Annotated in this window: 14 protein-coding genes and 1 pseudogene; 11 read left to right on the forward strand and 4 right to left on the reverse strand. The window is 37.5% G+C overall.

Going from position 1 to position 19,170, the window contains the following annotated elements; translation table 11 throughout:
* The first annotated feature begins 29 nt into the window (after positions 1–29).
* The 10 genes from EDD61_RS11180 (at position 30) to EDD61_RS11230 (ending at position 14,196) form a co-directional block, all read left to right on the forward strand.
* Positions 30–755: an IspD/TarI family cytidylyltransferase gene (locus EDD61_RS11180; protein ID WP_119983434.1), complete on the forward strand. Its 726-nt coding sequence runs from the start codon at positions 30–32 to the stop codon at positions 753–755.
* Positions 756–775: 20 nt separating this feature from the next.
* Positions 776–1,828 (forward strand): NAD-dependent epimerase/dehydratase family protein, encoded by a 1,053-nt coding sequence (locus EDD61_RS11185; protein ID WP_008978206.1) that lies wholly within the window; start codon positions 776–778, stop codon positions 1,826–1,828.
* A 197-nt stretch (positions 1,829–2,025) separates the two neighbouring features.
* Positions 2,026–3,084 (forward strand): hypothetical protein, encoded by a 1,059-nt coding sequence (locus EDD61_RS11190; protein ID WP_243642723.1) that lies wholly within the window; start codon positions 2,026–2,028, stop codon positions 3,082–3,084.
* A gap of 146 nt (positions 3,085–3,230) precedes the next feature.
* Entirely contained in the window at positions 3,231–5,645 is a 2,415-nt protein-coding gene (locus EDD61_RS11195; protein ID WP_119983436.1) for a glycogen/starch/alpha-glucan phosphorylase, read from the forward strand.
* Positions 5,646–6,074: 429 nt separating this feature from the next.
* Positions 6,075–7,244 carry a M20 family metallopeptidase gene (locus EDD61_RS11200; protein ID WP_008978209.1) on the forward strand — a complete coding sequence of 390 codons (1,170 nt, stop codon included), beginning with the start codon at positions 6,075–6,077 and terminating at the stop codon, positions 7,242–7,244.
* Between the two features lie 207 nt (positions 7,245–7,451).
* Positions 7,452–9,569: a type I pullulanase gene (gene pulA, locus EDD61_RS11205; RefSeq protein ID WP_008690560.1), complete on the forward strand. Its 2,118-nt coding sequence runs from the start codon at positions 7,452–7,454 to the stop codon at positions 9,567–9,569.
* A gap of 264 nt (positions 9,570–9,833) precedes the next feature.
* Positions 9,834–10,688 (forward strand): DegV family protein, encoded by an 855-nt coding sequence (locus EDD61_RS11210; RefSeq protein WP_008690561.1) that lies wholly within the window; start codon positions 9,834–9,836, stop codon positions 10,686–10,688.
* A gap of 132 nt (positions 10,689–10,820) precedes the next feature.
* Positions 10,821–11,675, forward strand: coding sequence for a DegV family protein (locus tag EDD61_RS11215; protein ID WP_132225438.1), 855 nt, complete (start codon positions 10,821–10,823; stop codon positions 11,673–11,675).
* A gap of 1,317 nt (positions 11,676–12,992) precedes the next feature.
* Positions 12,993–13,190 (forward strand): hypothetical protein, encoded by a 198-nt coding sequence (locus EDD61_RS11225; protein WP_008690564.1) that lies wholly within the window; start codon positions 12,993–12,995, stop codon positions 13,188–13,190.
* Between the two features lie 37 nt (positions 13,191–13,227).
* Entirely contained in the window at positions 13,228–14,196 is a 969-nt protein-coding gene (locus EDD61_RS11230) for a hypothetical protein (protein WP_132225440.1), read from the forward strand.
* 41 nt (positions 14,197–14,237) lie between these two features.
* On the opposite strand, the pseudogene EDD61_RS14265 reads toward EDD61_RS11230, so the two are convergent.
* The 4 genes and pseudogenes from EDD61_RS14265 to EDD61_RS11250 all read right to left on the reverse strand — a co-directional run.
* Positions 14,238–14,321: pseudogene (locus EDD61_RS14265) on the reverse strand (IS3 family transposase); the annotation flags it as partial.
* A gap of 67 nt (positions 14,322–14,388) precedes the next feature.
* Complete coding sequence (locus EDD61_RS11240; protein WP_132225442.1) at positions 14,389–15,177, reverse strand: anti-sigma-I factor RsgI family protein; 789 nt, start codon at positions 15,175–15,177, stop codon at positions 14,389–14,391.
* Positions 15,164–15,643, reverse strand: a complete 480-nt coding sequence (locus EDD61_RS11245) for an RNA polymerase sigma factor (RefSeq protein WP_132225444.1) — start codon at positions 15,641–15,643, stop codon at positions 15,164–15,166. Before EDD61_RS11245 ends, EDD61_RS11240 begins: the two co-directional genes overlap by 14 nt.
* Positions 15,644–15,691: 48 nt before the next feature.
* Positions 15,692–16,183 carry a hypothetical protein gene (locus tag EDD61_RS11250; RefSeq protein ID WP_132225446.1) on the reverse strand — a complete coding sequence of 164 codons (492 nt, stop codon included), beginning with the start codon at positions 16,181–16,183 and terminating at the stop codon, positions 15,692–15,694.
* 161 nt (positions 16,184–16,344) lie between these two features.
* On the opposite strand from EDD61_RS11250, the gene uvrA reads away from it, so the two are divergent.
* Positions 16,345–19,158 (forward strand): excinuclease ABC subunit UvrA, encoded by a 2,814-nt coding sequence (gene uvrA / locus EDD61_RS11255; protein ID WP_132225448.1) that lies wholly within the window; start codon positions 16,345–16,347, stop codon positions 19,156–19,158.
* Positions 19,159–19,170 lie beyond the last annotated feature (12 nt).

Consider the following 19,170-nt stretch of genomic DNA (forward strand, 5'->3'; position numbering starts at 1 on the left):
AAAAACAGATACAAACGAGGAGGATTCATATGAATATAGCAATCATTTTTGCCGGTGGCAGCGGGGTACGCATGGGTGCCGGAATGCCAAAACAATTTTTAGAAATCAATGGGAAACCAATCATTATTCATACCTTGGACAATTTTCAAAATAGTCCATCCATTGATAAGATTTATATTTCTTGTAAAAAAGACTATATCACGACATTACAAGATCTGACAAAACGTTTTGCGATTACGAAGGTGTGCGGCATTGTGGAAGGTGGAAGCAACGGACAGGATTCCATCTATCGTGCATTGCGTGCAGCGGATGCAGAAAATGACAAGGATGCCATCGTCTTGATTCATGATGGCGTACGCCCGTTTGTCAGTGAAGAAGTGATCCAGAAAAACATAGAATGTGTAAAACAGCATGGCAGTGCTGTTACCTGTACCTCTTTCTTTGAAACACCGATTTTAAGTAAAGGCGGCGAAGAAGTAGAAGAGATGCCATTGAAAAAAGAAATGTTTACAGCACAGGCACCACAGAGCTTTTACTTAGGTGAAATCATGGAGGCGCATAAGAAAATGCGGGAACTAAATCCAGACTATGTTGATATTGCCGATTCTTGTAACTTATATAAAAATCTGGGTAAGAAAATGTACATCGTTGAAGGAAATCGCGGAAATATTAAAGTAACGACGCCAGAAGATTTCTATATTTTACGTGCATTATTGCAATATCGTGAAAATGAGCAGATCTTAGGCTTAAAATAGATTGAGGAGGCTAGGCTACTATGAATCCAATAGTAAAAGAAGATTTACAACGTATCTGCGCACAGGATATCGCTTGGGATAAATTAAAAGATGCCGCCGTTTTGGTTACCGGTGCCAGCGGAATGGTAGGAACCTATTTTGTGCGAACGGTTTTAGCATTAAATGAAACAAGAAAGATGAATGCTACGGTTATCTGTGTTGTGCGTAATCCCAAAAAGATACCGGAAGATATAGCAAACAATCCGGCCGTAACAATTGTGGCACATGATGTTAGTAAGCCGATGGTATATGATGGAAAGGTTGATTATATCATTCATGCCGCAAGCCCGGCCAGTCCATTGATCATGCGCGAAGATCCGGTAGGTACGATTGCGGCTAACACACTTGGAGCTTTCTATACGCTAAGTTTAGCGAAAGAGAAGAATGCCAAAGGCTATATGTTTATTTCTTCCCGCGAAATTTATGGACAGCCAGATGAAAACCAGGAATTCTTCTATGAAAATACGTATGGTCTTGTGGACCCATTAGATGCTAGATCATGCTATCCTGAAGGGAAAAAAGCGGCTGAAACCATGTGTGCTTCCTTCCATAAGCAGTATGGTTTAAATACGAAAATTGCACGATTAGCCCATACATATGGTCCAGGCATGTCCATTTATGATGGCCGTGTCCAGGCGGACTTCTTGAAGAATGTCCTATTCAATGAAGACATTGTATTAAAAAGTGATGGATCCAGTGTGCGAACTTACACCTATATCGCAGATGCCATTGCCGGAATGTGGCGCATTTTACTAAATGGGGAAGAACTGGCATACAACATTGGAGATGAAAACGGAAAAGTTTCTATTCGTGAATTGGCTGAATTGTTAGTGAAGATAAATCCCGAGAAACATTTAAAGTTATGCTTTGATATTCCTAAGGATGCGAACACAGGATGTGCACCGTTTACCATGGGAATCTTATCGAGTGAACGCTTGCGCGAGCTTGGTTGGCAACCACTTAACACAATTGAAGAAGGATTTACAAGAACTTTACGTTATTTGGAGTATGAAAAAGCAAACGGAAGATTATAACAACTTAAGTCTTATTGCTGCCATGATCTTATAAGATTGTAAGCAATAAGACTTTTTCTTTTCTTCATAAAAGATTGGGTTGTTCCTATCGCGTGATTGTTATCCTCATATAGAAAGAGTAAAAAAGATAAGTAGTTAAGGAAAGTTAAGATGTGTCGTATGAAACTAGGAGTATAATGCAGGTGGCAGGTGGTCATATGAAAGTAATGAAGAAGGGTATGGTATTGTTATGTGTATGTTTTTGTTTCTTCTTGAAAGGGAATACGCAAAAAGAAATCTTTGCGGAAAATCTCGATCAATGTACAACTGCACAAAGTGATGGAATCCAAGGCTTTTATGAAAAAAAAGAGAATAGCTTAGATATCTTATTTCTTGGTGATAGTAATTTTACTCGCTCCATCAATCCTTTGATCGTATGGAAACAAACAGGTATCATCTCCTATACACTGGCAAGTGCGACACAGACAACATGGACCAGTACTTACCTATTAAAAAGCGCCTTGCGCTATCAAAAGCCAAAAGTGTTGATTATTGACGCAAATTTATTTCGTGCCCAAAATGAAGGAAGATTAGCGCGTAATTGCGCGGCAATCAATGCCATGAAACCGGAGAAAGAACGCATGCAAGCTATACGACATTTGCTTTCTTATACGGATACCAGTATGGATGAACAAACCAAAGCAACGTTACTTCACTCCTATGTAAGAGATGTCATACGAAAACGTTTGACGTCAACTAAACAGCAACTAGATAGTAAACATACAACACATGGCTTCATCATGAATACCAAAATAGAACCATTCTATGATCGTGATTATATGCACAATAATGAACAGATAACAGAGCTTGATGCAATCAATCAACAAGGGGTGAAAGAGCTGATCAGACTTGCGAAAGAACAGAAAATGCAAATCTTATTGTTGCGCGTACCGGGTGCTCGAGAATGGTCCTTTTCCAGAGCGCGTTTGGTAAGTAAATTTGCTGAAAAAGAACAGGTCGATTATCTGGATATGAACTTAGAGCCCTATTCATCTAAGATCAACTGGCTAACGGACACAAAAGATGGCGGTTATCATATGAATGTATATGGGGCGGAGAAGGTAAGTGGCATGATCGCCGCTTATATTCAGCAATCTTATGGTATCAGCGGCAATAAAGACAGCGAAGTGAACAAGCAATTTCAGAGGGATTATAACCATTATCAAGATAGGAAACAGTACAATCAAAAGGAAAAAACTGAGAATGATTTTACCTAAAAAATAAAGAAAGCCTTTACAGTTGAATGAATTCACACATCTTTCGCATAATGAATATAGTAACTGTATGCATTTCTTAATTTCATTTGTAATTAAGAGACAAATATTGTAAAATTAATATGTTACTGAGAGGAGTAAGCGAGTATATGATAAACGAATTCAAGAACAAGAAAGAGTTTCAAGAAGAGTTTAAAAGAAGAATTATTGAACGCTACGGCCGTTCTATCGAACAGGCGCACATAACAGAAAAATACATGGTTTTAGGGGAAATGGTTAGAGATTATGCCAGTGTTCACTGGAACGACTCTAAGAATGCCATCGCAGAGAAGAAAAGCAAGCAGATGTATTATTTCTCTATGGAATTCTTAATGGGACGTCTTCTGACAAACAACCTGATGAACCTCGGTATCTATGATTTAGTCAAAGAAGGTTTAGCTGATCTGGATCTGGATATTAATGAACTTGAAAACCTGGAAAGTGATGCAGGATTAGGAAATGGAGGTCTGGGAAGACTGGCTGCCTGTTTCCTGGATTCTTTAGCATCTTTGAATTTACCGGGCAATGGAAACTGTATTCGTTATGAATATGGATTATTTAAACAGAAAATTGTAAATAATGAACAGGTAGAAGTACCTGATCAATGGCTGTCTTTAGGTAACGTTTGGGAAGTGCGAAAACCAAAGCATGCAGTCAATGTTAAATTCGGCGGTCATGTGGACATGTGGATGGGAGAAGATGGCAAGGCGGTTGTAAACCATGTGCCAAGCTTGGTTGTTCGTGCAGTTCCATATGATGTACCTGTGGTTGGCTATGATACGAAACTGACCAATACGTTACGTCTGTGGAGTGCAGAAGTTGCCGATGATGCATGTGATGCGGCTAACTTGAATGAATATGTAAATGAAGTTCGTGAAATCTGCCGTAATGTTTATCCGGATGATTCTACAGAACATGGAAAATTATTGCGTTTGAAACAGCAATATTTCTTTGTTGCGGCAGGATTAAATAACATTATAGATGCGCATTTACGCGTATATGGAACATTGGACAACTTTGCGGAAATGAATGCCATTCAGTTGAATGATACCCATCCGGTATTGTGTATTCCGGAAATGATGCGTATCCTGTTGGATGATTTCCGTTACGAATGGGATGATGCTTGGAAAATCGTAACAGAAACGATGGCATATACGAATCATACTGTTTTAAGTGAAGCATTGGAAAAATGGCCGATTCAGTATGTACAAGATTTATTGCCACGTATTTATATGATTATCGAAGAAATCGACCGTCGTTTCAAATATGCCTGCTCTCATGATTTAGGACGTTCTGATTTAATGAATGAATGTTGTGTAATCAAGGATGGACAAGTGCATATGGCAAACCTTGCCATCATCGGTTCGCACAGTGTGAATGGTGTTGCGGCTTTGCATACTAAAATCTTAAAAGAAGATGTAATGAAGAACTTCAATGATTTATATCCTGGCAAATTCAACAATAAGACGAATGGTATCACACATCGTCGTTGGTTGTTGTATTCTAATCCACAATTAACACAGTTGTTAGAAAAGACCATTGGTCCTGCATTCAAAAAACATCCTGAAAAATTAGAAGATCTGATGAAGTATGTAGATAACAGCGAAGTTCAGAAGAAATTTATGGATGTGAAAATGGAACGTAAGAAAATACTTGCGAAGTACATTAAGGATACCTTGAACATTGACATTGATGTAAATTCCATCTTTGATGTACAGGCGAAACGTTTACATGCTTATAAACGTCAGCTGTTAAATGTGATGAACATCATTCATCTCTATTTCCGTATGAAAGCAGATCCTAACTTCCGTATTTATCCTAGAACCTTTATCTTTGCCGCAAAAGCAGCACCTTCCTATACCTTTGCGAAGGAAGTTATTAAGCTGATTCACTGTGTGGCTGATAAGGTAAATAACGATAGTGATATTAACCGTTATATGAAGGTCGTATTCATTCCGAATTATGGGGTATCCATTGCGGAAATCCTGATGAATGCTGCCGATGTATCAGAACAAATTTCTACAGCCGGTAAAGAAGCAAGCGGTACCGGTAATATGAAGTTTATGATGAATGGTGCGATTACCTTAGGTACGATGGATGGTGCTAATGTGGAAATCGTAGAACGTGTCGGCTATGAGAATGCTGAAATCTTCGGTCTTCGTGCAGATGATGTGGCCTTGATTCGTCATGAAAATTCTTATGATGTTTGGAAAAAATACAATCAAAACGGTGATATTCAGAAGGTTGTCAATAGCTTGGTAGACAGTACCTTCTCAAATGATCCTAGAGATTTCAAGCAGATTTATAATGAACTGATGTTCAAAAATGATGAATATCTGTTGTTGGCAGACTTTGAAGCTTATGTGCATGCGCAGGGCAATATTGAACAGCGCTATCGTAATGCAGAAGCATGGGCAAGAATGTGTCTGATAAATATCGCACAGTCTGGCTATTTCTCAAGTGATCGTACGATCCATGAATATGCACGTGATATTTGGAATATTAAACCGGTGACGGTTAAATAAGAAAGATTTTTCCTTGGAAATAATCAACTGGGAGGTATGGCAATTGCACTATTTCGCAATCGTGTCATGCTTCCTTTTTTTATGCTTAAATTTACTCATGTGGCTATTTTTTTCTTCATAAACACGGGAAAGAATGCTTACCAAATACATAATTTCAAGCATTCACATAAATGAGGAGCGATAAGCTTAATTCTGTTGTGTACTATTACTACATCCCAGCTTATCAAAAAGGATAAGTGCGGTAACGAACGCTCACGCAAAGAGGTATCCTGTTCCCTTGATGCATAAAGGGGTTTTTATGAAGTGTTAACGATGGAAAAGGGCATAGATACACGCACGACTTGAGGATACTTACTTTATAAAAAGCTGTATTTGCAATTTTATGTGAATTTCGTTAAAATAATAGGCAACAGAAAAGGGGTAATGAAGATGGAGTTAAAAGAAAAGTTAATCACAAGTGTTGAAAAAAACTTAGATACTTATATGTCCTATGTACAACATATGTACGATCATCCGGAAATCGGTAATGAAGAATTTGAAACGATGGAGTTGTTAAGTGAAGGGTTATTATCTTTTGGTTTTGAAACGCAAAAGGCTTTCGTTGTGCCAACTGGTTTTCAAGCAGTGTATAAAAGTGGCAAGGCAGGTCCGGTAATTGCATATTTATGCGAATATGATGCTTTGCCGGAAGTGGGACATGGTTGCGGACATAATTTGATTGCGGCAACATCCATTGCTGCGGGAGTGGCCCTAAAAGAAATCATTGATGATATTGGCGGAGAAATACGTGTGATAGGAACACCGGCAGAGGAGAATTTCGGTGGGAAAGTGTCTATGGCGAATGCGCATGTTTTTGACGATGTGGATGTGGCGATGATGATTCATCCAGATACGGAAGATGGAGTCGGGGGCAGAACTTTGGCATTGTTACCATTGAAGTTTGAATTTTATGGTGTAAATACACATGGTTGTTCACCTGAGCATGGAAAATCAGCCTTGGATGCAGCGGTTATGAGCTATATCGGCATTAATCTGCTACGCCAATATGCACTGCCAAATACATATATTCACGGTATTATTCGTGATGGTGGTGAAGCTGCCAATGTCATTCCGGCCTATGCCAGTTTGGAATATTATTTCCGTGGAACCTCTATGCAGTATGTAAAAGAGCTCAGTCAGCGAGCAATTGATTGTGTTGAGGGAGCTTGTAAAGCGAGTGGCTGTACCTATCAGGTAACGACATATGAATGCCCTTATGAAGACTGTGTCATAAATTATACCTTATGTGATTTGTTGAAAGAAGAATATGTGGCATTAGGCAGAACGGATGTGAAACCGGTAGATGAGGTACCAAATGGCTCTAGTGATATCGGAAGTGTCAGCTATTGTTGCCCGGCATTGCATGGCTATATCAAGATTGCCGATGCATGCGTCAATGGACATTCAAAAGAAATGGCAGCAGCTACCATTCATGAGGCAGGAAGAAAAGCTTTACGTGATGGTGCCATCGCATTGGCGAACCTTGGAAGAAGATTACTCATGGAAGAAGATTTATTACGAAAGGTACAGGATGAATTTCATAAAACGCTGAAACGTTAAAGGAATCATCCTTTTTCTAAGGAACAATATGAGGCAAGATGCAACTGCTTAGCAAAGATGTAAGCATGTATGCATACAAACGATGAAAAGATGCCGTTAGCTTTTTTAGCCGGAAATGATATTAAAATAAGGTGCTTTGCTAGGAAATTCCACTTGAGAATGATAAAAAGAAGAAAGTCTGTTATAATAAGGTCAAGGTGATAAAATATGCGACAACAGAAATATTATGAAGCTTATCTGGATGACTTTGATAAGATAACTGTATTTATGTCTCGTAACAGCTATGAAGGTGTCAGTAATAAGTTTTATTTGAAAGACACCAGAGGACATATTTATGATCTCCATATTCAGTCTATTGAAACAACTCATAGCAATTACAATAAATATACGTTGGCTCTTTATGATTCAATTGAAATAGGAAATGAGTATTATGTAGTGCATCAACATGCACGCGCTACCGTTTTACAATACAGCGCTGTTGTAAAAACAGCGAAATTTGATGAATTGTTTTATTATGATGGGGACGATTTAGGTTATACGTATAATGAAAAAGCCACATCTTTTGCATTATGGGCACCTACAGCTTATCGTGTAAAGTTAGAAATCATGAAAAATGATGTTACGTATACGTATGAGATGAAACGTAGTGAACATGGGGTATTTCGTTATTCGATATTAGAAAATTTAGAAAATGCGACCTATGTATACCTTGTCAGAGTAAATGGCGAATGGAAAGAGACCATTGACCCATATGGTGTATCTTCCATAGAAAACAGCAGACGTTCGGCTATTGTTGATTTGGCAAAGATTCGTGTAAAGGATTATCCTTTACCGCCATTGCAAAGTTCATGTGATGCAATTGTGTATGAGACAAGCGTGCGTGATTTTACGATGCAAAGCAATATCGGAGTAAGCTGTCCTGGAACTTTTCGTGGATTTGTGGAAGAAAATGAACAAACAAAAAGCATGCAGACGGGTTTTTCTTATTTAAAATCATTAGGCATTACACATGTACAGCTGATGCCGGTCATGGATTTTGGATCTGTTGATGAAATTTATCCTTTATTACATTACAATTGGGGATATGATCCGGTCCAATATCGGGTCTTTGAAGGCAGTTACAGCAGTGAACCGAATAACCCTTATAGCCGTATATTTGAATTTGTGAAACTGGTGGAAGAATGCCATAAAGCAGGCATTCGTGTCAATTTAGATGTAGTCTTTAATCATGTATATGATAAGGAAGAAAGCTTCTTTGACAAGACGGTCCCTAGTTATTATTTTCAAATGAATGAGCAAGGCGATTTTTCTAATGGTACTTTTTGTGGGAATGATGTAGACAGTAAACGTCGCATGTGTGCTAAATATATTATCGATGCTTGCAAATTCTTAGTAAAAACTTATCATATCGATGGATTGCGATTTGATCTCATGGGCATTTTAGATATTGATACCATGAATGCCGTCTATCGGGAATGTTGCGCAATTAATACAGATTTTATGATCTATGGGGAAGGTTGGGATATGCCAAGTTTCTTAGATTTCCGTCAGCGTGCAAGCATTGGCAATAATGCTCAAATGCCATTTATCGCACATTTCTCTGATCGTTTCCGAGATGTTGTAAAAGGTCGCACGGCAAGCAATGAAGTGAATGTAAAAGGATATTGCAGTGGCGCATTGTATCTGATTGATATTATGAAAAACTGTTTAAGTGCCAGCTGTACAAATGAAGGAATGGAAGCTATGTTTGCCAATCCTCGAAATGTTGTGAATTATGTGGAATGTCATGATAATATGACTAGCTGGGATAAATTGAAAGAATGCTGTAAGGAAGATAGCAAAGATATCCGCATCGCAAAGCATAAGATGATGATTGCGGCGGTTTTATTAGCGCAAGGGATTCCTTTCTTACACAGCGGTCAAGAATTTGCCCGTAGTAAGCATGGATTACCAAATACGTATGAAGAAAGTGATGAGATAAATAAAATAGATTATCTGCGTCGGAATCAGTATCAAGACATCGTGGAATGTACAAAAGAGCTGATTAAGCTGCGTAGAGCACATGCCTGTCTGCGTTATTGCCGCAAGGAGGATGTAGAACAGCATGTGCATTTTGACACCATCCAAAATAAGGCATTGATTTACAAACTGCTAGATGATACAGAAGAAATGATCATTCTGTTCAATCCTTCACAGGAGTATTTCACTCACGATATGAATACGGCTTATAAATTATTGTATTACAATGGCAAGGCAGAGGATATTTTGATTCAGAAAGTAAATGTAGAACCATACAGTGTCATTGTCTTTACCAGAAAGCTTTGATGAAAAAAGCGTCTATTGTAAATGTACCTAAAGTTTCCTTTAAGTGATGCTAGTGGTATGTATGACAATAGACGTTTTATTATGAGGGGTAAGCTTTTTATAATAAAAGGTATCTAGATATATGCTATCTAGTATGGGCATATACATCCTTTCCGAATTGTCGTTTGACATTCAAACTTCATCTGTTATAATATAAAAGCAAATCAGGATTGTTTGATAACCTGAAATGTAATGATAAGCCGTACACGAAAGGGAGGGTTACCTATGAAAACAGCGATTGTAACCGACAGCGGAAGCGGATTAAATAAACAACAGGCAGATGCTTTGGGTATCTATTATCTGCCATTGCAAATTATTGTAAACGACAACATGTATCTGGACGGGGTGGATATCCAGGTAGAACAAATATATGAGATGTTGAAACAAGGTGAAATGCCGACAACATCAATGCCGCCAATGGGAATCATTGAAGAATTATTCCATAAATTAAAAAAAGATGGATATGAAGATGTAATCGCGATACCTTTAACAAGTGGCTTATCTTCAACATCCAGCGTGATGCATGCAGTTGCGAAAGAATGTGAACTGAAGCTGCATATTATTGAAACGTATTCTACTTGTAATATACAGTGCTACTTAGCAAAATGCGCGCAGCAGTTAGTAAAACAGGAGGTTGCGGCAGAAGAAATAGTGAAACGCTTGCAGGATAGTGTGGCACATAGTGATACATTGATCATTCCTAACGACTTACAGCATTTAAAACGTGGCGGAAGATTAACACCGTTAGCAGCTGCTTTAGGTGGTTTGTTAAAAATTAAGCCTATTTTAAAGCTGGATGAAGGTTCACAAGGTAAAATTGATGTATTTGACAAGGTGCGTACGATGTCAAAGGCGATGAGCAAAGCCGTTACTACATTTCAAGAAACAAAGCTTGATGATGCGTATACCTTAACCGTTTTACATAGTGGTTCAGAAGAGGAAGGGTTAAAGCTGAAAACTTTGATGGAAGAGGCTTTCCCTGGAATGGAACTCTATTTTGGGCTCATTGGTGCTGTGATTTCTTGTCACACCGGGTTAGGATGCTTGGGTATACAATACATCCGCAAAGTTAAAATGTAAACATTTGAGGAGGAATGAGGAAGCCTCCTCTTTTTACGTGCCATCCCAAGAAGAATGACAACTTCTGGCGAATGGCTTTTCATCTTCTATGAAATAAAGTATAATATGTGTTAGATATTGGAGGGGTTTACCATGAAAACAGCGTTTGTGACAGACAGTGGAACAGGTAAAACAGTTGAAGAATTAGCAAAGGAAGGTATTTTCAGCGTACCTTTACAGGTGAGCTATGACAATACAAACTATCAAGATCTGGAAGAATTAAGTATTGACCGCATTTATGAACTTATGCGTGATGGGGTGATGCTATCTACTTCATTGCCTTCACTTGGGAAAATTGAGGCTTTATTTGAACATTTAAAAAATGACGGATATGAACAAATTTTTGCCGTACCGATTTGCAGTGGACTAAGCGGTACGATTAACGCTATGGAAATGTGTGCCAGAACAGTAGGTTTAGCATTTGCTTATGTTGATTGTCATGTTACGGCGGTGGTACAGGAATATATGATAAAGACAGCCAAAAGGCTGCATGAAGAAGGCAAGACAATTCAAGAAATCAAAGATGTGTTATCTCGTATCGTGGATACGACAGATACTTTGTTGTTGCCTAATGATCTACAGCATTTAAAGCGTGGCGGAAGATTAACACCGTTGGCCGCAACCTTAGGGGGATTATTAAAAATCAAACCAATTCTGAAAATAAATAAAGAAACCAATGGAAAAATTGATGTTGTGGATAAGGTCAGAACCATGCATAAAGCAATGGATATGGCGATTGAAATCATGCGTAATGAGCATGTGGATGATAGTTATATGATAACAGTCGCACATGCGGATGATGCAGTAGAAGCAGAATATTATATGAATAAGATCAAAGCAGCCTTTCCTAATGCAAAGCATCAAATCATTAAGCTGGTAAGTGTCGTGGGAGTACATACCGGCAGAGGCTGTCAGGCTGTACAATATTTTAAAATGATACAGGAGTAAGGAAAAAGACCAATAACTTACGTGCTAAAGATTAGAATAAACAGGAGAAGATGAAATCAATCAAATCCTGTTTTTTCATGTGTTTTATATGAAAGCCATGTGCCCAAAAGAACTTTTTCAAGCCTTTTTTAAAAGTTAGTATTCCAATAATATCGTGTCAAGCGTTGAAATAAGGTTTGGGTTTCTCATTTCATCAAAACCTAGATGCATGTTAAATTATTGATCTTATGTTAAATGGTTTGCCTTATAATTTTCATTTTTTCAGTGAAAAAAAGAGCAAAAATCTGATTATCAGCATAATCACAGGGATTTTAAGTAATATAAACGAAAAATAAAAGAAATTTACCACTAATTTACTACGATTGAAAGAACCTTGATACGACAAAGAAAACAGCATAAAAAAGCAAAAATGGCATTTCATACAGAATATGAGATGTCTTTTTTGTTGGTACGATACAGCATAAGTATTCTTTTTCTGCTTGACTATTAATCATTTTTTAGAACATGAATTGTCAAGAGCCTGTTGCGTAAGCAATGCTTGCACTCTTGATAAGACATGGGATAAAAAATATTATGACAGATAGCAGAAAAGTAATGACTACATACTGGGTAAATGTTATAATCTTATTGAAATATAAATAAATTTTTTAAACAATTTGTTTTTTATCTAAGGAGGTTTTTTATGTTTGGCTTTGGAAAAAAACAGAATAAATCTTTATTCATAATGGGCACAGATTTTCGGTATATTGATAACTGTTCCTTGTTGTTTGGATATACCTTATTTACTCTCTGGTGATTTAGTTGAAGTTACAGGCGAAGTCACACAAGGCTCAATGTCTGGAGAAAACTCTAATAGTGAAAGAAGAATACATATTAGAGATGATAAAACGAGAGAAGAACATTCATTAAAGTATTAGGGAACAGGTAGTGATATAGGGGATAAAATAACTGTAAGATATTTACCACATACAGAATATGGATATGTAGTTGAGTAATATGAAAAATTCCCGTTTTATATTATGCTATATTATTAGTTGTAGAGACGGAGTGATCCAGACACGGTGGCAGGAAAATCTCTCGGATTTTTCTGCCATGTCTTGCAAGTGGCTGGTTCACTTCGTCTGTGAGTGAGCCTGTGGCGAGCGAAGATTAAGCCCCCGTTATCTAACAAGGGGGGCAGAAAAAACAAAAGACAATAGACATTTACAAACGTAAAACGTTGTATTTACAAGGTAAAACTGCATTTTATAAGGTGTGATATAAAAAGTATCTATTTCACATGGCAAATATATAAACTTATCAAGGAGGATTATATAAATGAATATTGCAATGATTTTAATAGGTGTTCTTATTTTTCTTTCTTTTCCATTTATTGTTTTGCAAAAAATCAAAAAAACGAAACAAGAAGATACATACGAGGCAAAGAAAAAATTAAATGTATTTCTTATTTGTATAATGCCTGTTCCAGTAATAGCTATTGTGCTTATTTTACTTGGTCTTAAAGCATTTATATAGTAAACATCGGAACTTTACAAGTGAAATGAGGGACTCTATGGATAAAAAGGAACTTATAAAACTTTATTTACAAAATGTGGATAAAATGTTCGGATATGCCAACATGGACGCATATATTGATGAGCGATTAAAGAAATATATGAAATACTGTCAAAGTAAAAAGCAAGAAGAACAAATTATTATATGGCTGAAATTATTGCATGAAAATTTCGGAAAAAAGATTGTTTATTTAGGAAGTTATCTAGCATTACAAGAAAAGGATATGAGCTACTTAAATAATGCATTCAATTCGGCAGTAACATGGGGACAACTCACAATAACAAACAGCAGTTGCGACCATTCCATTTACGCTTGGAATGTTTTACCGCATATATTCTGTGCAAACCGCTTTCGTGATATTGAAAATATATTTCCAAAAGAAAACGGACTTAGTAAGAATGGGTTAAAATCTGCGTGCAGTATTACAAATTTAGTGATGTATCTGTATTATCAAGAACCTGCGTGGAAACAATATGTGATTGAAGAAAGCAAAGGATTTTTGCAAGGAAAACATACATCAGAAGAAATGGCAGTGATAAGCACTTTCCTTTCATTGTTTGAAAAAGATTGGGAGAAATTTTCATTGGAATTAGCTAATCTCTGTAAAGCACATAAAAAATCAAAAGATTATGGCGAAAATCCGTTTACAAGAAAAATTTCCTTTTTTGCATTTGGATTGTATAACTTTGCAAGGTACTTGTATAAAGAAGAAGCGAAAAATATCATACTTCCTCAAAACGAATTTTTATTCGAGGATTTTAGAATTTATCAAGAAAGCAACAATTATCAAACGGGACAATCGTTTTGCGTTTTTGAAGAACCGCTATTGCTGTTGAATGATCTTGAAAAAATTGATTTACCGATTATGCACTTAACAGCGGGTAGAAAAAGGACTTTAGATATTGAAAATTACAGACAAGAAGTGATAAAGAAAATACAAGCACTTCATTACAATCAGAGCAGTTAGTCTTAGGATTGAAGTGAACCCATAAAGTTGGACACAGATTATCACACCCGACTGATTAAGGATTGATTCCTATATTGTATAGGAGTTAATCCTTTTAATTTTACTGTGATTCTTTGTGTATTATAATAAAAAGCTAGGAATTAAATCGATTTAACTCCTAACTTTATAATACAAAAGTCCCTTTTAAAGGGACTAATCATGATTGCCATGATGACGGTTTTGATGATGTGTTTCCTGATTACTCTCATGTGCACGCTCACTATGACAGCCTTCAGGTACAGCGGAATCATCGTATTGTTCTAATAGCGCATATAATTTTTTCATACTATAGTTTGACAATTCTTCAATTGTATAAGCTGCATCATAAGAACGTATTTGTTCAATCACACGATATTTGCCCTGACTTGTATGATGCGTCTTGGCCGCTTCATGTGTCTTGGAATCAATAGATGCACAGTGATATCGTTTTGCCGTAGCATTGCTTTTCAGATAAGCGCCAATTTCTTCCTCTAGACTTTTTTGCAGAGCTGCATCATCGGCATAGATCCCGACTTCCAAGATACCATTTGCTAAATATTTCTGATAGGTAGCATTCGCAAATAATAAAGTTAATGCCTCATCAAGTTCTTTGTTTTTAAGATCAATGCTCGCTAAAATCTGTTTCGCATCTTTATTGTAAGCTTTTGTTTGTAAAATGCGATGTTGCGCATCCACAGATAATTCCATACTTGGATTCACATCTAAGGTGATGGTTGAGGCAATGGCTGCCGGTGAAGTTGGTTTTGTTGGAAGATCATCAACTTTCCAAGGCTGCCAAAGCATAACCAACAAAACACTGATCGCACATACGAGTGCTCCTTGCCATATTGGCAATGTTTTCTTATGACGTTGTTTTGATAAAACATACTGTAATGTTTTTTCTTTCGTTTCTTCACTGGCATGCAGCTGATCTAAGTCTTTTAATGGATTAGTCAAGATCATCACCTCCCAGCATGATTTTCAAATCATCTTTTGCTCGTTTCAGCCAGGTATGAATCGTATTTTCTTTCTTTTGCAGAATATCTGCAATTTCACGAATCTTATAACCTTCATAATAATATAAATAAATAACATTGCGATAATTTGGTTTCAAATGAAGAACAGCATCCAACATTGTGGAATGCATAGAAGTAACACCGGGTGCATAACTTTCCAATTCATCACTCAAAATGACCTTACGGCGAAACCATGTAGTTAAAGTATCATGACATTCATTGATGGTCACCCTAATCAGCCATGCCTTTTCATGTTCATCATCATGAAAGCTTGATTGTTTCGCATATTTCAAAAAGACAGATTGAAAAACATCATCCACATCACTCTCCTGTTTCATATGGATAAAGCAGATTTTGCGAATCATGTCCGCATAACGATGAATCGCTGTCCTCATTTCCTCTTCACTTCGCATGGTTTCCTCATCCCTTATTCTTAGTATACTGAATTCTAATTGTTTTGCCTAGTGGTGATTTCCGTGATATCCTCTATTACAAGCAGTGTGATTACTTCTTCCGCTACGTGTTTGTTTCATCTGGTAGTTACCTTTGTTTGGACATGGTATCTGTGTACGATGTTGCTTTTGACAATTTGGGCATAAGGTTTGGTTGTTGTTTTGACACTGTCTATTCTCGTTAGCGCAAGGCTGCTGATTTCTATATTGCGAATCATCATTATTGCTTACTGAACGCGTATTTGTAGTATTTGTGGACACCGTTGTTGGCGTAAGAGGGCTTTTTTGTTTTGGGGTGGCTGTTTTTATAGATGCCTTGTTTTGAGATATCGCATGGTGTGTTTCTTTATGCTTTTGTGTATTGTCACAATGTTCATGTGTTTCATAACCATGATGAACACCAAAATGTGGAAAGGTGTCAGCTTTTGCCTTCAATAAAGTTATTGAGAGTATAAGGGTGGCAGCGACTGCAATTACGACGACTGTTTTTTTCTTCTTCATAATAAATTCCTCCTTGAGTACCTTGTACACCTATAACACGATGCTATTTTATAAAACCTTTCAAATTTTTTGTTTTTTTTAAAATAATGCGATTCAGAATGCGAAAAGTTAGGCGAAAAGGTCATACTAATGTATAATAGTAGTTGTTTGGAGGTAGAAATATGAGCCATGATTATATAGATATAAAAGGTGCCCGTGAGAATAATTTAAAAAATATCGATATTAAGGTACCACGCGATAAATTTGTCATTATGACCGGAGTATCCGGTTCAGGAAAAACATCTTTGGCATTTGATACGATTTATGCCGAAGGAAGACGACGTTATGTGGAGTCTTTAAGTGCTTATGCCCGTCAGTTTTTAGGCAATAGTGAAAAACCGGATGTAGACTCTATTGAAGGATTATCCCCATCCATTTCCATCGATCAGAAAACGACGAGTAATAATCCGCGATCAACGGTTGGAACCGTAACGGAGATTTATGATTATTTGCGTTTGATGTATGCCCGAATCGGTGTACCGTATTGTCCTACGCATAATGAACCTATTACATCTCAGACAATTAAACAGATGGTAGATAAAATCATGGAGCTGGAAGATAAGACACGTTTAACGATTTTATCACCGGCCGTCCATGGTCAAAAAGGAACGCATAAGGATTTATTTGACCATTTACGTAAAGAAGGGTATCTTCGCGTGCGAGTTGATGGTGAAATGAAGCTATTGGAAGATGTCGAGGCATTAGAGAAAAATAAGAAACATAATATTGATGTTGTGATTGATCGTATCGTAAAAGGAAGCGATCGTTCACGGTTGCATGATTCATTAGAAACGGCATTAAAGATGAGTGATGGCTTGGCAATCGTCACGTATAACCATGAAGAAGTCTTGTTTTCCAGTAATTATTCTTGTAAATATTGTGGATTTAACATTCCTAAGCTAGAACCTCGATTGTTTTCTTTCAATGCGCCTTTTGGAGCATGTGATACATGTAAAGGGTTAGGTATTACCCAAAAGGTTGATGTTGAATATCTGATACCGGATCGTACAAAATCCATACGTCAGGGTGGTATCGTTTATTATAAGAATATTGTCAATACGGAAAATCTGGAATGGCAAAAATTTGCGGCTTTATTAAACTATTATGATATCAGTATTGATAAACCAATCAAAGATTTTACCAAAAAAGAATTGGATATTGTCTTGTATGGTTCTAAAGATCTGATCTCTTATAAACTTGAATCACGCAGTGGGAATGTGATGAAAAAAACGGAGTTTATCGAAGGTGTATGTACTTTAATCGAACGACGTTATATGGAAACCAGTTCACAGATGTCACGGGAATGGTATGCGACTTTCTTAGCAGAAGCACCATGTCCGACCTGTGGCGGGCGACGTTTAAATGAACAGGCTTTAAGCGTGCGTGTCGGCGGCATTAATATTTATGAATGGACGACGATGTCAGTGCGTCAGGCAGCTGTCTTTATGGAAGGATTAACACTGACAAAACAGGAAGAAGAAATTGCCAAATTAATCGTAAAAGAAATTCGTGAACGTTTGAGTTTCCTGAATAATGTCGGCTTGGGGTATCTGACCTTAGATCGTTTAGCAGGTACTTTATCCGGTGGAGAAGCACAGCGCATTCGGTTAGCAACGCAGATTGGTTCTCACTTAAGTGGGGTATTATATGTGCTGGATGAGCCTAGTATCGGATTGCATCAGCGTGATAATGATCGTTTGATCAATACGTTAAAGGATATGCGAGATCTTGGAAACTCCTTGATTGTTGTTGAACATGATGAAGATACTATGCGGGCAAGTGATTATATCATCGATATCGGTCCGGGTGCCGGAATTCATGGCGGACAAGTTGTTTCTGCCGGAACACCGGAAGAAGTAATGGCGGATCCTAATTCCATTACCGGTCAGTATTTAAGTGGTAAGATGAAAATTGAAGTACCAAGTGAGCGACGAAAAGGTAATAAGAAAAAGTTAGAGGTCATCGGTGCTTGTGAAAATAACTTGAAAAATGTCGATGTGCAATTTCCTTTAGGAACCTTTATTGTTGTTACCGGAGTCAGTGGCAGTGGAAAATCATCACTGGTGAATGAAGTCTTAAGCAAAGGCATCATGCATGAATTAGGAAGAACGCGTATCAAAGCAGGAAAGCATAAGAAAATCAAAGGTATTAAGAACATTGATAAAATTATTGATATCTCACAGGACCCAATCGGTCGTACACCACGAAGTAATCCAGCGACTTATACCGGAGTCTTTGATGATATTCGTGCCCTGTTTGCACAGACACCGGAAGCAAAGATGCGTGGTTATGATAAGGGACGTTTCTCGTTTAATGTAAAAGGAGGACGTTGTGAGGCATGTCAGGGAGATGGTATCCTACGTATCTCCATGCATTTCTTGCCAGATGTTTATGTACCTTGTGAAGAATGTGGCGGTAAGCGTTATAATGATGAAACTTTACAGGTTACTTATAAGGGAAAAAACATCTATGATGTTTTGGAAATGAGTGTGGAAGAGGCAATTGACTTTTTCGCAAATATGCATAAAATAAAACATAAGCTGCAAACCTTAAAAGATGTCGGTCTTGGCTATATTAAGCTGGGGCAAAGTGCAACTACATTATCCGGCGGAGAGGCACAGCGTGTGAAATTAGCAAGTGAATTACAGCGTAAGGCTACTGGTAAGACATTGTTTGTGTTGGATGAACCAACGACAGGTTTACATAGTCATGATGTCAAACGTTTATTAGAAGTATTACAGCGCATTGTATCCAATGGAGATACTGTTTTGGTTATTGAACATAATCTCGATGTTATCAAATCAGCTGACTATGTGATCGATATTGGTCCAGAAGGCGGAGATGAAGGTGGAACGATCATCGCATGTGGTACGCCGGAAGAAGTTGCACAGGTGGAAAACAGCTATACAGGACAATATCTGAAAAAAGTTCTGTAGGAAAGGATGTCA

This window comes from Longicatena caecimuris (assembly GCF_004341945.1).
Taxonomy (GTDB): Bacteria; Bacillota_I; Bacilli_A; order Erysipelotrichales; family Erysipelotrichaceae; genus Longicatena; species Longicatena caecimuris.

What these genes read in the sequence shown, in the direction of transcription:
- EDD61_RS11185 (WP_008978206.1), top strand. Translation starts at nt 776, where the DNA reads ATGAATCCAATAGTAAAAGAAGATTTACAACGTATCTGCGCACAGGAT.
- EDD61_RS11215 (WP_132225438.1), top strand. Translation starts at nt 10,821, where the DNA reads ATGAAAACAGCGTTTGTGACAGACAGTGGAACAGGTAAAACAGTTGAA.
- EDD61_RS11225 (WP_008690564.1), top strand. Translation starts at nt 12,993, where the DNA reads ATGAATATTGCAATGATTTTAATAGGTGTTCTTATTTTTCTTTCTTTT.
- EDD61_RS11195 (WP_119983436.1), top strand. Translation starts at nt 3,231, where the DNA reads ATGATAAACGAATTCAAGAACAAGAAAGAGTTTCAAGAAGAGTTTAAA.
- EDD61_RS11190 (WP_243642723.1), top strand. Translation starts at nt 2,026, where the DNA reads ATGAAAGTAATGAAGAAGGGTATGGTATTGTTATGTGTATGTTTTTGT.
- EDD61_RS11250 (WP_132225446.1), bottom strand. Translation starts at nt 16,183, where the DNA reads ATGAAGAAGAAAAAAACAGTCGTCGTAATTGCAGTCGCTGCCACCCTT.
- uvrA (WP_132225448.1), top strand. Translation starts at nt 16,345, where the DNA reads ATGAGCCATGATTATATAGATATAAAAGGTGCCCGTGAGAATAATTTA.
- EDD61_RS11230 (WP_132225440.1), top strand. Translation starts at nt 13,228, where the DNA reads ATGGATAAAAAGGAACTTATAAAACTTTATTTACAAAATGTGGATAAA.
- EDD61_RS11200 (WP_008978209.1), top strand. Translation starts at nt 6,075, where the DNA reads ATGGAGTTAAAAGAAAAGTTAATCACAAGTGTTGAAAAAAACTTAGAT.
- pulA (WP_008690560.1), top strand. Translation starts at nt 7,452, where the DNA reads ATGCGACAACAGAAATATTATGAAGCTTATCTGGATGACTTTGATAAG.
- EDD61_RS11245 (WP_132225444.1), bottom strand. Translation starts at nt 15,643, where the DNA reads ATGCGAAGTGAAGAGGAAATGAGGACAGCGATTCATCGTTATGCGGAC.
- EDD61_RS11210 (WP_008690561.1), top strand. Translation starts at nt 9,834, where the DNA reads ATGAAAACAGCGATTGTAACCGACAGCGGAAGCGGATTAAATAAACAA.
- EDD61_RS11180 (WP_119983434.1), top strand. Translation starts at nt 30, where the DNA reads ATGAATATAGCAATCATTTTTGCCGGTGGCAGCGGGGTACGCATGGGT.
- EDD61_RS11240 (WP_132225442.1), bottom strand. Translation starts at nt 15,177, where the DNA reads ATGATCTTGACTAATCCATTAAAAGACTTAGATCAGCTGCATGCCAGT.